Genomic DNA, 13110 nt, shown 5'->3' on the forward strand with positions numbered 1-13110 from the left:
AGTCCTCAGGAACGGAACAAACGGGTGTATTGGGTTTCATGGCGCGACGAAGCGATGGCCAGCAGCGGCAGGCCGCCGCCGAGCTGTTCGTCGTTCAGGGCCAGGGCATGATCGAGCACGCCGGGCAGTTCCTCGCCCAGGTCGCGCAGCAGGGTCTGGGCGGCCTGCTGGCCGAACGGCACCAGTTTCACCCCCGCCATCACCGCGCCTTCGAGCCAGGCGAAGCCATGGCCCAGGGCGAGCTGGCGCAGCGGGATCGACCAGTGCGCCCCGAGCCAGGCCATGCCGCCCAGCTGGCTGAGCTCGAGGCTGGCGCGCCAGGCTGGCTCCTGCCCCAATTGCCAGCCATCGAGCAGACGCGCCAGGGCGCTGCCGCGCTGGCGTTCTTCCAGGCGCAGTTCGGCGGTCTCGCGGTTGGCCAAAAGAAACTGGCTCCAGTGCGCGAAGGCGTCGGCATCGTCGGCCTGGCAGGCCTTGTACAGGCGCGCCAGCAATGGCCAGTCGAGGTGGCCGAGGGTGTCGTGCAACTGCTCGCGCTGCCAGGCGGCGAAGCCTTTGGCATCCTTCACCCAACCGGCTTCCACGGCCCATTCCAGGCCTTGCGAGTAGGTGAAGCCGCCCACCGGCAAACCCGGGCTGGCCAACTGCAGCAAGCGCAGCAGCGCCAGATCAGTGTGCATCAGCCGGCCAGCACCAGCGCAGCGCCCGCCAGCAGGCCACCGCCGAAAGCCTTCTGCAGGCCGGCATGGCGCCGCAGCAGGCAACCGACGCCGAAGCCCGCCGCCAGCAGCAGGCCGCTGACCGTGACGAAACCGGCACTGAACTGCCAGAACGCGCTGGGGGTGGCTTCCACGCCATGGGCCCAACCGTGGAACAGGGCGAACACCGGCATGATCAGCGACAGCAGCAACTGACGGCTCGGCAGCAGCATGGCGGCGGCGGCCACCAGCAGCGAGCCGAGGATCATCTGCTCCATGCCGAGCACATCGCCGAACAGATGGCCGCACACCGCGCCGCCGAACATCGCCGCCAAGGTCGCCAATGGCAAGGTCAGGTTGCGTCGCGTGAGGGCGGCGAGTACGCCGGTGCCAAGCAGCATCAGCAAGTGATCGAGGCCGGTCAGCGGGTGCAGCAGGCCATCCTGCAACGGGTTGCTGTCGTGGCCGGGATGGGCGAAGGCCGGCAAGGCCACCATCAGCAGTACCAGGGCGAAGGTCTTTTTCATTGTGGGCTCCAGGGAGAGGTCAGGAATGGGCTGGCAGGCGCACGAACGGGTGGTCGTGGCCGTGGGAATGGCTGTGGGGGGCGCTCTGGTAGGCACCGGCCTCGGGCTCGAACGGCGCCTGTTCGGCAACCACCTCCAGCCCCAGGCCACGCAGCATGTCGTCGAGCACATGGTCGTGCTGGAAGCGCAACAGGCCCGGTTCGATCTGCAGCGGCACATGGCGGTTGCCCAGGTGGTAGGCGGCGCGGGCCAGCAGGTGCGGGTCGGCGCAGCGCACGGTCGAGACAGCCTCGGGCGCGGCGAGCACGCGAATGACCTGTTGGCCATCGGCATCGGCCAGCAGTTCGCCGCCGCGCAGCAGATGGCCGCGCTCGAGCATCAGCCCGGCCTCGCGGCCGTCGTCGAGGGTGACGCGCAGACGGCTCTTGATGCGGCTGTCGACATTCAGGGTGACGCTGCCGGTGATGGCTTCGGCTGCAGTGACTCGCCGTGTGAGGACAATCATGTTCGCTCCTTCAGAACAGGAAATAACGCTGCGCCAGCGGCAATTCGTGCGCCGGCTCGCACACCAGCAGCTCGCCGTCGGCGCGTACCTGGTAGGTCTGCGCGTCGACTTCGATCAGCGGTTGCAGGGAGTTGTGGAGCATGTCGGCCTTGCGTACCCGCCGACAGCCATGGGCCACACCGATCAGGCTCTGCAGTTTCAGCTCCTCGGGCAGGCCACGATCCAGGGCGGCCTGGGGCAGGAAGGTCATGCGCGTGGCATGCCGCGCCGCGCCCAGTGCGCCGAACATCGGCCGGTAGTGCACCGGTTGCGGGGTCGGAATCGAGCCATTGATATCGCCCATCGGCGCCGTGGCGATCATCCCGCCCTTGAGCACCAGCGCTGGCTTGACCGCGAAGAACGCCGGCGCCCACAGCACCAGGTCGGCCAGCTTGCCCACCTCCACCGAGCCGACCTCGTGGGCGATACCGTGGGTCAGCGCCGGGTTGATGGTGTACTTGGCGATGTAGCGCTTGACCCGGAAGTTGTCGCTGTAGCTGCTGTCCGGGGCCAACGGGCCACGGCGCAGCTTCATCTGGTGCGCCACCTGCCAGGTGCGCAGCACCACCTCGCCGACCCGGCCCATGGCCTGGGAGTCGGACGAGGTCATGGCGAAGGCGCCCATGTCGTGGAGGATGTCCTCGGCGGCGATGGTCTCGCGGCGGATACGCGACTCGGCGAAGGCGACGTCCTCGGCGATGCTCGGATCCAGGTGATGGCAGACCATGAGCATGTCCAGGTGCTCGTCCACCGTATTCACGGTGTAGGGCAGCGTCGGGTTGGTCGAGGACGGCAGCACGTTGGCCTGGCCCGCCGCGCGGATGATGTCCGGCGCGTGTCCACCGCCCGCCCCTTCGGTGTGGAAGGTGTGGATGGTACGCTCGCCGATGGCGGCCAGGGTGTCCTCGATGCAGCCCGACTCGTTGAGGGTGTCGGTATGGATCGCCACCTGGATGTCCATCTCCTCGGCCACGCCCAGGCAGCAATCGATGGCGGCCGGCGTCGAGCCCCAGTCCTCGTGCAGCTTGAGGCCCACGGCGCCAGCGGCGATCTGCTCGCGCAGGGCTTCGGGCCGCGAGGCATTGCCCTTGCCCAGCAGGCCGATGTTGATCGGCAGGCAGTCGGCGGCCTGGAGCATGCGCGCCAGGTACCAGGGCCCGGGGGTGCAGGTGGTGGCGTTGGTGCCGGTGGCCGGGCCGGTGCCGCCGCCGATGAAGGTGGTCACGCCGCTGGTCAGCGCCTCTTCCACCTGCTGCGGGCAGATGAAGTGGATATGCGAGTCGATGCCGCCGGCGGTGACGATCTTGCCTTCGGCGGCGATCACCTCGGTGCCCGGCCCCACCGGTACCGTGACGCCGGGCTGTACATCGGGGTTGCCGGCCTTGCCGATGGCGGCGATACGGCCATGCTTGACGCCGATATCGGCCTTGACGATGCCCCAGTGGTCGATGATCAGCGCATTGGTCAGCACCAGGTCCATGGCCTCGGCCGCAAGCATCTGGCCTTGCCCCATGCCGTCGCGGATCACCTTGCCGCCGCCGAACTTGACCTCCTCGCCGTAGATCGTGAAGTCCTTCTCCACCTCCACCCACAGCGCGGTGTCGGCCAGGCGCACGCGGTCACCGACGGTAGGCCCGAACATGTCGGCGTAGGCCTGGCGGGAAATGCGGCTCATACCCTGCCCTCCAGCGCGCCCATCACCTTGCCCTGAAAGCCGTACACCTCGCGCTTGCCGGCGTAGGCCACCAATTGCACGGTGCGCGCCTGCCCCGGCTCGAAGCGCACCGCGGTGCCGGCCGGAATGTCCAGGCGAAAGCCCCGGGTCGGCTCGCGCTCGAACACCAGGGCGTCATTGACTTCGTAGAAGTGATAGTGCGAGCCCACCTGTACCGGGCGATCACCATGGTTGGCCACGCTGACGCTGACGCTCTGGCGGCCGACATTGAGCTCGATGTCGCCTGCGGCGACCTGGACTTCTCCGGGGATCATGCCGGGCTCCTCAAACGATGGGTTCATGCACGGTCACCAGCTTGGTACCGTCGGGGAAGGTCGCCTCGACCTGGACGTCGTGCAGCATTTCCGGCACACCCGCCATCACCTGCTCGCGCGCCAGCACCTCACGGCCCAGGCTCATCAGCTCGGCCACCGTGCGGCCATCGCGGGCGCCTTCGAGCACCGCGGCGCTGATCAACGCCACCGCCTCCGGGTAGTTCAGTTTCAGGCCACGGGCCAGGCGCCGCTCGGCCAGCAAGGCGGCGGTGAACAGCAGCAGTTTGTCTTTCTCTCGCGGGGTCAGCTCCATGGCGGCTCTCTCAGGTGGCCCAGATGCGCGGCGGGCACGGCGCCAGGCCAAGCACGGCCGGGCGCAGCAGGTGCCAGAGGCGCTGCAGGTTGCGTTGCAGGTGTTGGTTGTCGTGGTCGAGCAGGCGGATCACCAGCAGTGGGCCGAGCAGCGTCGCGCCGGCTGGGGTGTCGAGTTCGTCGAGGATCTGGCGCACCCGCTCCAGCACCGCCGAGTCGGCGGGTACTGCGCAGAAGGTGGCGAGCAACGGATGCCCGGCGACCTTGTCCAGCAGCCCGCCCTCGATGCGCAGGCGCTCGTGCAGGCCCGGCTCGCCGGGCAGTTCGATGCGCAGGCGGCTGTCCAGTGCGCCCTCCTCGAAGCGCTCGTTCATCACCGGACGGCCCAGGCACAGCGTCTCCCAGGCCAGCAGGCGCGCGCCGGGCTCAAGGCTGAAACGGCTGTCGAGGCAGGCGCGGGCGCCGTTGAAAAAGATACTGTCCTGCGGCAGCCATTCCAGGGTGCTGCCGGCGGCGAGCTGAAAGCGCTGGGCGAGCCGCGCGGTGGGGCCGATGCTGCGGTAGAACTTGCTCGCGCCGGGCATGGTCAGCAAGGCATGGCTGCCGGGCTCGAGGTGGACATCAAGTTCGAGGCGGTCGCCGGCGACGATGCCCCCTGGCGGGTGCAGCACATAGACATGGCATGGCGCACCCTCCGGATAGAACGGCCGCTGCACCAAAAGAGGTCCGACATGACGCCGCGCACCAAGGCGGGTCACACCCTCGCGCTGGACGAAGCGCAACTGCAGGTGGGCACTCCAGCCCGGGTCTGCCTGCGGTGGGTCGATCTGCTGCGCCAACGACATCCTCAAACCCCTGAAATCCATGGCCTCACGGCCGGATGAGGGCCCTGCGCCGGGCGCTTGCAGGCGCGCCGGGCTGACCACTCGATCAATATTCGCTGGAGGGATATAGCAGGGAGCGGGCCAACTGCGCAGATGAACGATGATGAAACTTTCGGACCGTCAGTCATGCCGCAAGGCTGCGGGCCAGAGCGGCTGCGTCCGAACGCGCAATTCAAGTGCCTGTCGGCGTGGCGAAGTAGGCTAAAGTGGCCACCCTGCCCCTTTTCGAGCCAAGGACGCCCCCATGCAATTCGCCCCCGCCATTCCGATCCTGCGGATCTTCTCGGTCGACAAGGCCCGGGAGTTCTATCTTGATTTCCTGGGTTTCCAGCTCGACTGGGAACACCGCTTCGCCCCGGACCTGCCGCTGTACATGCAGATCCACCGCGACGGCTTGATCCTGCACCTGTCCGAGCACCACGGCGACGCCACACCGGGCTCGGCGGTGTTCGCTCGGGTCGAGGACCTCAAGGCGCTGGAGCGCGAACTGCTGGCCAAGCGCTACGGCTACGCCCGCCCGCAGGCCGAGGCGGTCGACTGGGGCCTGGAAATGCAGGTGGCCGACCCGTTCGGCAACCGCCTGCGCTTCTGCCAGCAGATCGACAACGTCTGATGGCCAGCGGCAAGCGCACCCTGGCGCGCCTGGAGCGGGAGATGGTCGCTTGCCTGACCGAAGCCTGCGCCACTGCTCAGGGCGAGATCGTCGGTTTCGCCTGGCTCACCCACCAGGTGGACCTCGACGACTTCCCCGCCAGCCTGCGCATCACCTGGGTGTTCACCGACGACACCGACAAGGCCCGCGCGCTGGCCGGCGCCGACAAGGCACGGATGATCGCGCTGACGGCCCAGGCACTGAGCGATGCAGGCATCGCGCTGGACCACGTGGCCTGGCACGTGCGCTTCGACAGCGAGGAGGCATGCTGGCGCGATCATGGCGGGGACTGGAACCGGCGCTTGCGCTGAGGCCGACCCTCGCCCGGGTCAAAATCACAGAAAAATCCCACAGCCAACTCGGAAGCACGGATCTTCGTTCAACTGCAAAAACCTTTCACTGTCAGGCCCTGGGAAACACGCCCCGGCAACGAAAGGGAAGTCACAGTGCAATTCGAGAAAACCTATCAAGTCATCGCCAACCGCGGCATCGTGCTTGATGTTTACAGCTGGTTGGCGACTTATCACACCGGCGACAGGATGGTGTGTGCTGAGGCAACCCACTGCGCAGGTACCTGGCCGCAGCGCTCCAGCCATTCCCTGATTATCCAGGCACACCCATGAATGCCTTCATCGCCGCGGCGCTGCTCACCCTTGCAGCAGCCGTGCTCCACCACAACCTTCGCGCTGCAACGGTACGCAAATGGGCCGGGCTGTCTCTGTTTGTCGCAGGCGTGCTGGTTTGGCGGTTCCTTCCTCAGGGCCTGTACCTGGGCGTGGAGTCGTTTATGTGGGTGACATTTCTGCTCTGCACAGGCTCAGGCCTGTTCGTTCATCGTAATCGTCATCGCGACAGCGACTGACCCGAACGAACACGCCCGGCGGATTGTGTGACTGGCCGTTCCCGATCCGCGCCGGATGTATTAAGGTGGCGGGGTGCGCATATAAAAGCAGCCCGCCGTGTTCGGGCAAGAGCAATGAGGGTGTCATGAGTAACGAAAGCATTAACTGGGACAAGCTGGGTTTCGACTACATCAAGACCGACAAACGTTACCTGTCCGTATGGCGTAACGGCGAGTGGGACAAGGGCACCCTGACCGAAGACAACGTGCTGCACATCAGTGAAGGCTCCACAGCCCTGCACTATGGCCAGCAGTGCTTCGAAGGCCTGAAGGCCTACCGCTGCAAGGATGGCTCGATCAACCTGTTCCGCCCGGACCAGAATGCCGCGCGCATGCAGCGCAGCTGCGACCGCCTGCTGATGCCACGGGTATCGACCGAACAGTTCATCGAAGCCTGCAAGCAGGTGGTCAAGGCCAACGAAAAGTTCGTTCCGCCGCACGGCAAGGGCGCCCTGTACCTGCGTCCGTTCGTGATCGGCACCGGTGACAACATCGGCGTGCGCACCGCTCCCGAGTTCATCTTCTCGGTCTTCGCCATCCCGGTCGGCTCGTACTTCAAGGGCGGCATGACCCCGCACAAATTCCTCATCTCCGACTTCGACCGTGCCGCCCCGCAAGGCACCGGCGCGGCCAAGGTTGGCGGCAACTACGCGGCCAGCCTGCAGCCGGGCTATGAAGCGAAGAAAGCCGGCTTCGCCGACTGCATCTACCTCGACCCGCTGACCCACAAGAAAATCGAGGAAGTCGGCTCGGCCAACTTCTTCGGCATCACCGCCAACAACGAATTCGTCACGCCGAAGTCGGTCTCGGTACTGCCAGGCATCACCCGCCTGTCGCTGATGGAGCTGGCCGAATCGCGCCTGGGCCTGAAAGTCATCGAAGGCGACGTGGAAATCGACAAGCTCGACCGCTTCGTCGAAGCCGGCGCCTGCGGTACTGCCGCGGTGATCACGCCGATCGGCGGCATCCAGTACAACGGCAAGCTGCACGTATTCCACAGCGAAACCGAAGTCGGCCCTGTGACGCAGAAGCTGTACGCCGAGCTGACCGGCATCCAGAGCGGTGACGTCGAGGCACCAGCGGGCTGGATCGTCAAGGTCGTCTAAGCCTGTGCCGTCATGAGAAAGGGGCGTGCCAGCAATGGCACGCCCCTTTTCTTTGCCGATACGCCATCGCCCAGTCAGCCACGGCGGTGTTGCGTAGATGAATTTTTCTTAAATCGCCGGTTGTCTATTCTTTGGCACAATCAAGTCTCCACTCGCCGCCCAGGAACCAGCATGCCACGCGTACTGACCATCGAAGACGACGCTGTCACCGCCCAGGAAATCGTCGCCGAACTGTCCAGCCACGGTCTGGAAGTCGACTGGGCCGACAATGGCCGTGAAGGCCTGGCCAAGGCCATCGCCGGCGGCTACGACCTGATCACCCTGGACCGCATGCTGCCCGAGGTCGACGGCCTGACCATCGTCACCACCCTGCGCAACCTGAAGATCGCCACGCCGATCCTGATGATCAGCGCGCTGTCGGACGTCGACGAGCGTGTGCGCGGCCTGCGCGCCGGCGGTGACGACTACCTGACCAAACCGTTCGCCTCCGACGAAATGGCCGCCCGGGTCGAGGTGCTGCTGCGCCGCAACAGCGTGCCGATGACCCAGACCCGTCTGCAGGTCGCCGATCTCGAGCTGGATTTGATCAGCCACGAAGCCCGCCGCGGCGAACAGGCGCTGAACCTGCTGCCCACCGAATACAAGCTGCTCGAGTACCTGATGCGCCACTCCGGCCAAGTGATCACCCGGATGATGATCTTCGAGGAGGTCTGGGGCTACCACTTCGACCCTGGCACCAACCTGATCGACGTGCACATCGGCCGCCTGCGCAAGAAGATCGACTCGCCCGGCCAGAACCCGCTGATTCGCACCGTGCGGGGCTCCGGCTATGCCATTGCCGAACCCGTCTAAGGGCTGGAGCTCATCCACCAGCCGTCTGCTGGCGCTGTACAGTTTCCTGTTCGTGGCCTGGAGCAGCATCCTCATGGGGGTGCTGTACTTCGAGGTCACCAGCTACCTGAACAAGCTCACCCGCCACTCGATGCTGCAACGCCAGCACCTGTTCGCCCACATGAGCGGCAAGCAGCTGGACGACGCATTGGTGGCAAGCCAGGCCTTCGAGGAACGCAGCTTCGACGCCTACGGCCTGTTCGACGCCCAGCTCAACCCGATCGGCGGGCGCATCCGGGCGATACCCTCGGAGCTGGGCCTGGACGGCAAGGTCCACGAGCTCAAGCGCTGCCTGGACGCCGACGATCCGCACCTGCCCCGCGACAGCTGCGATGCCGTGGCGATCAAGGTGCAGGACGGTCGCTGGCTGGTGCTGGTGCGCGACAATGGCTCGCTGTTCGTGGTGACGAGGATCATCCTCGACGCCCTGCTCTGGGGTATCTCGCTGACCTTGATCCCCGGCTTCGCCGGCTGGTACCTGCTGCGGCGCAGGCCACTCAAGCGCATCCGCGCGATCCAGGCCCAGGCCGAACTGATCGTCGCCGGCGACCTCACCCACCGCCTGCCCCTGTCGGCCCGGCGCGATGAGCTGGACATGCTCGCCGCCATCGTCAACGCCATGCTCGACCGCATCGAGCGGCTGATGCACGAGGTCAAGGGCGTCTGTGACAACATCGCCCACGACCTGCGCACGCCGCTGACACGCCTGCGTGCCCAGCTCTACCGCATCCGCCAGCAAAGCGGCAGCGACTCCGCCGAAGGCGCGGCGCTGGACCAGGCGATCGGCGAGACCGACACGCTGATGGCACGCTTTCGCGGCCTGCTGCGCATCAGCGAGCTGGAAGACCGCCAGCGCCGCGCTGGCTTCGTCCGGCTCGACCCGCAGGCATTGCTGGTGGAGCTACATGACTTCTACCTGCCGCTGGCCGAGGATGGCGGCATTCGCCTGCACCTGGAGCAGCCTGCACAGCTGGCGGCGCTGCATGGCGACCGGGAGTTGCTGTTCGAGGCACTGGCCAACCTGGTGGGCAACGCGATCAAGTTCACCCCCGAGGGCGGACAGGTGCGTATCGTCGCCAGCGAGGACGAGGCCGGCGTACATATTGCAGTCGAGGACAGTGGGCCGGGGATTCCGGCGGATGAGCGCGAGGCAGTGTTGAAGCGCTTCTACCGCAGCGAGGAAGGCCATCGTCATGCGGGGTTCGGGCTGGGGCTGTCGATCGTCGCGGCGATCGTCGACCTGCATGGGTTCGGCTTGGAGGTGGGGGCCAGCGAACTGGGTGGGGCGAGATTGGTGCTGCACTGCCCATTGGTTGGGGCTGTTCAATAAAGAGGGGGGCCGCTTTGCGGCCCTTTCGCCGGCAAGCCGGCTCCCACAGGGACGGCGCATGGCCTGAGTGTGGGAGCCGGCTTGTCGTGGCGATGAACCGCGGCGAAAGGGCTGCGCAGCAGCCCCTCTGGCGCCGATCAGTCAGCCAGGCGCCAGGTAGTGGTGCCCTTGCTGTCCTCCAGCACCACGCCCATGGCGGCCAGCTGGTCGCGGATGCGGTCGGATTCGGCCCAGTTCTTGTCGCTGCGCGCCTGCAGACGCGCCTGGATCAGCGCCTCCACTTCAGCGGCATCGACCTTGCCCTCGGCGCCGGCGCGCAGGAAGTCATCGGCTTCCAGCTGCAGCACACCCAGCACATCCCCCAACTCGCGCAGACGACCCGCCAGGCCGGCGGCGGCCTCGGGGTCGCTGTCACGCAGGCGGTTGATCTCGCGCACCAGGTCGAACAGCACGGCGCAGGCCTCAGGCGTGCCGAAGTCGTCGTTCATCGCCACGGTGAAGCGCTCGACGAACGCCTCGCCACCCTGGGCAGCCACGCGCGGCAGGCCACGCAGCGCATGGTAGAAGCGCTCGAGCGCGCCCTTGGCGTCGCGCAAGCTGTCCTCGGAGTAGTTGATCGCGCTGCGATAGTGGCTGGCCACCAGCAGGTAACGCACCACTTCCGGGTGGTACTTCTCGAGCACGTCGCGGATGGTGAAGAAGTTGTTCAAGGACTTGGACATCTTCTCGCCGTTGATGCGGATCATGCCGCAATGCATCCAGGCGTTGGCGTACGGCTTGCCGGTTGCCGCCTCGCTCTGGGCGATCTCGTTCTCGTGGTGCGGGAACTCCAGGTCGCTGCCGCCACCGTGGATGTCGAAGCTCTCGCCCAGGCAGCGAGTGGACATCACCGAGCATTCGATGTGCCAGCCCGGACGGCCCGGGCCCCACGGCGAATCCCAATAGGGCTCGCCGGGCTTGACGCCCTTCCACAGCACGAAGTCGAGCGGGTCCTGCTTGGCCTCGTCGACTTCGATGCGCGCGCCGATGCGCAGGTCTTCGATCTTCTTGCGCGACAGCTTGCCGTAGCCGACGAACTTGCCGACCCGGTAGTACACGTCGCCATTACCCGGCGCGTAGGCGTAGCCCTTGTCGATCAGGGTCTGGATCATCGCGTGCATGCCGGGGATATGGTCGGTGGCCCGCGGCTCCAGGTCCGGTTTGAGGATGCTCAGGCGGCGCTCGTCCTCGTGCATCGCGTCGATCATGCGGGCGGTCAGCGCGTCGAACGGCTCACCGTTCTCCTTCGCCCGGTTGATGATCTTGTCTTCGATGTCGGTGATGTTGCGCACATAGGTCAGCTCATAGCCGCTCTTGCGCAGCCAGCGGGTGACCAGGTCGAAGGCCACCATGCTGCGGCCGTGGCCCAGGTGGCAGTAGTCGTACACGGTCATGCCGCACACGTACATGCGCACCTTGTTGCCGTCCAGCGGCTTGAAAACTTCCTTGGTCTTGCTCAGCGTGTTGTAGATGGTAAGCACGAAGGTTCCTCAGCTGCCCCACGAATCGCGCAGGGTCACGGTGCGGTTGAACACCGGGCGACCCGGCTGGGAGTCTTTCAGGTCGGCGCAGAAGTAGCCTTCGCGCTCGAACTGGAAGCGGTCTTCCGGTTGGGCCTGGCCCAGGGAAGGTTCCGCGCGACAACCACTGAGCACCTGCAGCGAATCGGGATTGATGTTGTCGAGGAACGTGCCGCCGTCTTCGGTCTTCTCCGGGTTGGCCGAGCGGAACAGGCGGTCGTACAGGCGCACTTCGCACTCGATGCTGCCCTCGGCCGGCACCCAGTGGATCACGCCCTTGACCTTGCGGCCTTCGGGGTTCTTGCCCAGGGTGTCCGGGTCGTACGAGCAGCGCAGCTCGACGATGTTGCCGTCAGCGTCCTTGATCGCCTCGTCGGCGCGGATCACGTAGCTGCCGCGCAGGCGCACTTCACCGGCCGGCTCCAGGCGCTTGTAGCCCTTGGGCGGCTCTTCCATGAAGTCGTCGCGGTCGATGTACAGCTCGCGGGCGAACGGCAGCACGCGCACGCCCATGTCTTCCTTCGGATGGCGCGGCAGTTCGAGCTGCTCGACCTGGCCCTCGGGGTAGTTGGTGATGACCACCTTCAGCGGGCGCAGCACGCACATGGCGCGCGGCGCGGTACGGTCGAGGTCGTCACGGATGCTGAACTCGAGCATCGCCATGTCGACCACGCCGTCGGAACGGTTGGTGCCGATCATCTCGCAGAAGTTGCGGATCGAGGCCGGGGTGTAGCCGCGGCGGCGGTAGCCCGACAGGGTCGACATGCGCGGATCGTCCCAGGCCTCGACGTGGCCTTCGTCCATCAGTTGCTTGAGCTTGCGCTTGGAGGTGATGGTGTAGTTCAGGTTCAGGCGGCTGAACTCGTACTGGCGCGGGTGCGCCGGCACCGGCAGCTTGTCGAGGAACCAGTCGTACAGCGGACGGTGGCTTTCGAACTCCAGGGTGCAGATCGAGTGGGTGATGCCTTCGATGGCGTCCGACTGACCGTGGGTGAAGTCATAGTTGGGGTAGATGCACCACTTGTCACCGGTCTGGTGGTGATGGGCATGGCGGATGCGGTACAGGATCGGGTCGCGCAGGTTCATGTTCGGCGAGGCCATGTCGATCTTGGCACGCAGCACGCGTTCGCCGTCCTTGAACTCGCCGGCCTTCATGCGGGCGAACAGGTCCAGGTTGTCCTCGACGCTGCGCTCGCGGAACGGGCTGTTCTTGCCTGGCTCGGTCAGGCTGCCGCGGTACTCCTTGGCCTGCTCGGGGGTCAGGTCGCAGACGTAGGCGTTGCCCGACTTGATCAGCTCCACGGCCCAGGCGTGCAACTGGTCGAAGTAGTCCGAGGCGTAGCGCACCGGGCCTGCCCATTCGAAGCCCAGCCACTTGACGTCACGCTGGATGGAGTCGATGTACTCCTGGTCTTCCTTGGCCGGGTTGGTGTCGTCGAAACGCAGGTGGCAGACGCCGCCGAATTCCTTGGCCAGGCCGAAGTTGACGCAGATCGACTTGGCGTGGCCGATGTGCAGGTAGCCGTTGGGCTCCGGCGGGAAACGGGTGACGATGCTCTGGTGCTTGCCCGCGTCCAGGTCAGCCTGGACGATCGGCCGCAGGAAGTTCACAGGGACGGCGGGGGCGCCTTTGGCAGCGGCGTTTGGCGCGTTGTCGGCAGTGGGCTTGCTCATAGTGTCCTTGAATGCAGGTAGCCGGCCGGGTAGGCCGATTGAA

The 13110-nt window shown here is 66.0% G+C and carries 16 protein-coding genes; 7 read left to right on the forward strand and 9 right to left on the reverse strand.

What is annotated here, in order from left to right:
• Positions 1-5: 5 nt before the first annotated feature.
• From CCOS191_RS14480 to CCOS191_RS14510, 7 genes are read right to left on the reverse strand one after another with little or no spacing between them, the layout of a single operon-like run.
• Positions 6-680, reverse strand: a complete 675-nt coding sequence (locus tag CCOS191_RS14480) for an urease accessory protein UreF (RefSeq protein WP_046855814.1) — start codon at positions 678-680, stop codon at positions 6-8.
• Positions 680-1225, reverse strand: coding sequence for a HupE/UreJ family protein (locus tag CCOS191_RS14485; RefSeq protein WP_046855815.1), 546 nt, complete (start codon positions 1223-1225; stop codon positions 680-682). Before CCOS191_RS14485 ends, CCOS191_RS14480 begins: the two co-directional genes overlap by 1 nt.
• A 19-nt stretch (positions 1226-1244) precedes the next feature.
• Entirely contained in the window at positions 1245-1730 is a 486-nt protein-coding gene (ureE, locus tag CCOS191_RS14490; protein ID WP_046855816.1) for an urease accessory protein UreE, read from the reverse strand.
• Positions 1731-1740: 10 nt separating this feature from the next.
• Positions 1741-3444 carry an urease subunit alpha gene (ureC, locus tag CCOS191_RS14495; RefSeq protein ID WP_046855817.1) on the reverse strand — a complete coding sequence of 568 codons (1704 nt, stop codon included), beginning with the start codon at positions 3442-3444 and terminating at the stop codon, positions 1741-1743.
• Complete coding sequence (locus CCOS191_RS14500; protein ID WP_046855818.1) at positions 3441-3758, reverse strand: urease subunit beta; 318 nt, start codon at positions 3756-3758, stop codon at positions 3441-3443. Before CCOS191_RS14500 ends, ureC begins: the two co-directional genes overlap by 4 nt.
• Before the next feature lie 10 nt (positions 3759-3768).
• The gene (locus tag CCOS191_RS14505; RefSeq protein ID WP_046855819.1) at positions 3769-4071 is read right to left on the reverse strand and encodes an urease subunit gamma; all 303 of its coding nucleotides are present in this window, start codon (positions 4069-4071) and stop codon (positions 3769-3771) included.
• Positions 4072-4081: 10 nt separating this feature from the next.
• A complete protein-coding gene (locus CCOS191_RS14510) occupies positions 4082-4915 on the reverse strand; it encodes an urease accessory protein UreD (protein WP_046855820.1) in 834 nt (277 codons plus the stop codon).
• A gap of 283 nt (positions 4916-5198) precedes the next feature.
• Here CCOS191_RS14510 and CCOS191_RS14515 point away from each other — a divergent pair, with 283 nt between their 5' ends.
• The 7 genes from CCOS191_RS14515 (at position 5199) to CCOS191_RS14540 (ending at position 9834) form a co-directional block, all read left to right on the forward strand.
• The gene (locus CCOS191_RS14515; protein WP_046855821.1) at positions 5199-5567 is read left to right on the forward strand and encodes a glyoxalase superfamily protein; all 369 of its coding nucleotides are present in this window, start codon (positions 5199-5201) and stop codon (positions 5565-5567) included.
• Positions 5564-5917, forward strand: coding sequence for a hypothetical protein (locus CCOS191_RS14520; protein ID WP_046855822.1), 354 nt, complete (start codon positions 5564-5566; stop codon positions 5915-5917). Before CCOS191_RS14515 ends, CCOS191_RS14520 begins: the two co-directional genes overlap by 4 nt.
• A 135-nt stretch (positions 5918-6052) precedes the next feature.
• The gene (locus CCOS191_RS27965; RefSeq protein ID WP_156177591.1) at positions 6053-6229 is read left to right on the forward strand and encodes a hypothetical protein; all 177 of its coding nucleotides are present in this window, start codon (positions 6053-6055) and stop codon (positions 6227-6229) included.
• Positions 6226-6468: a hypothetical protein gene (locus CCOS191_RS14525; protein ID WP_046855823.1), complete on the forward strand. Its 243-nt coding sequence runs from the start codon at positions 6226-6228 to the stop codon at positions 6466-6468. Before CCOS191_RS27965 ends, CCOS191_RS14525 begins: the two co-directional genes overlap by 4 nt.
• Before the next feature lie 125 nt (positions 6469-6593).
• Positions 6594-7613, forward strand: a complete 1020-nt coding sequence (locus CCOS191_RS14530; protein ID WP_038706002.1) for a branched-chain amino acid aminotransferase — start codon at positions 6594-6596, stop codon at positions 7611-7613.
• Between the two features lie 171 nt (positions 7614-7784).
• Entirely contained in the window at positions 7785-8465 is a 681-nt protein-coding gene (locus CCOS191_RS14535; protein WP_038706001.1) for a response regulator transcription factor, read from the forward strand.
• Positions 8443-9834, forward strand: a complete 1392-nt coding sequence (locus CCOS191_RS14540; RefSeq protein ID WP_046855824.1) for a sensor histidine kinase — start codon at positions 8443-8445, stop codon at positions 9832-9834. The genes CCOS191_RS14535 and CCOS191_RS14540 overlap by 23 nt, the downstream gene beginning before the upstream one ends.
• A 137-nt stretch (positions 9835-9971) precedes the next feature.
• Here CCOS191_RS14540 and cysS read toward each other — a convergent pair whose 3' ends face one another.
• A complete protein-coding gene (gene cysS / locus CCOS191_RS14545; RefSeq protein WP_046855825.1) occupies positions 9972-11354 on the reverse strand; it encodes a cysteine--tRNA ligase in 1383 nt (460 codons plus the stop codon).
• Positions 11355-11363: 9 nt separating this feature from the next.
• Positions 11364-13067 (reverse strand): glutamine--tRNA ligase/YqeY domain fusion protein, encoded by a 1704-nt coding sequence (locus tag CCOS191_RS14550; protein ID WP_046855826.1) that lies wholly within the window; start codon positions 13065-13067, stop codon positions 11364-11366.
• Between the last annotated feature and the right edge of the window lie 43 nt (positions 13068-13110).

The sequence above is a fragment of the Pseudomonas sp. CCOS 191 genome (assembly GCF_001007005.1).
In the GTDB taxonomy this organism is placed as follows: Bacteria; Pseudomonadota; Gammaproteobacteria; order Pseudomonadales; family Pseudomonadaceae; genus Aquipseudomonas; species Aquipseudomonas soli.

What these genes read in the sequence shown, in the direction of transcription:
- ureC (WP_046855817.1), bottom strand. Translation starts at nt 3,444, where the DNA reads ATGAGCCGCATTTCCCGCCAGGCCTACGCCGACATGTTCGGGCCTACC.
- ureE (WP_046855816.1), bottom strand. Translation starts at nt 1,730, where the DNA reads ATGATTGTCCTCACACGGCGAGTCACTGCAGCCGAAGCCATCACCGGC.
- CCOS191_RS14525 (WP_046855823.1), top strand. Translation starts at nt 6,226, where the DNA reads ATGAATGCCTTCATCGCCGCGGCGCTGCTCACCCTTGCAGCAGCCGTG.
- CCOS191_RS14505 (WP_046855819.1), bottom strand. Translation starts at nt 4,071, where the DNA reads ATGGAGCTGACCCCGCGAGAGAAAGACAAACTGCTGCTGTTCACCGCC.
- CCOS191_RS14540 (WP_046855824.1), top strand. Translation starts at nt 8,443, where the DNA reads ATGCCATTGCCGAACCCGTCTAAGGGCTGGAGCTCATCCACCAGCCGT.
- CCOS191_RS14510 (WP_046855820.1), bottom strand. Translation starts at nt 4,915, where the DNA reads ATGTCGTTGGCGCAGCAGATCGACCCACCGCAGGCAGACCCGGGCTGG.
- CCOS191_RS14535 (WP_038706001.1), top strand. Translation starts at nt 7,785, where the DNA reads ATGCCACGCGTACTGACCATCGAAGACGACGCTGTCACCGCCCAGGAA.
- CCOS191_RS14485 (WP_046855815.1), bottom strand. Translation starts at nt 1,225, where the DNA reads ATGAAAAAGACCTTCGCCCTGGTACTGCTGATGGTGGCCTTGCCGGCC.
- CCOS191_RS14530 (WP_038706002.1), top strand. Translation starts at nt 6,594, where the DNA reads ATGAGTAACGAAAGCATTAACTGGGACAAGCTGGGTTTCGACTACATC.
- CCOS191_RS14480 (WP_046855814.1), bottom strand. Translation starts at nt 680, where the DNA reads ATGCACACTGATCTGGCGCTGCTGCGCTTGCTGCAGTTGGCCAGCCCG.
- CCOS191_RS14550 (WP_046855826.1), bottom strand. Translation starts at nt 13,067, where the DNA reads ATGAGCAAGCCCACTGCCGACAACGCGCCAAACGCCGCTGCCAAAGGC.
- CCOS191_RS14500 (WP_046855818.1), bottom strand. Translation starts at nt 3,758, where the DNA reads ATGATCCCCGGAGAAGTCCAGGTCGCCGCAGGCGACATCGAGCTCAAT.
- CCOS191_RS14515 (WP_046855821.1), top strand. Translation starts at nt 5,199, where the DNA reads ATGCAATTCGCCCCCGCCATTCCGATCCTGCGGATCTTCTCGGTCGAC.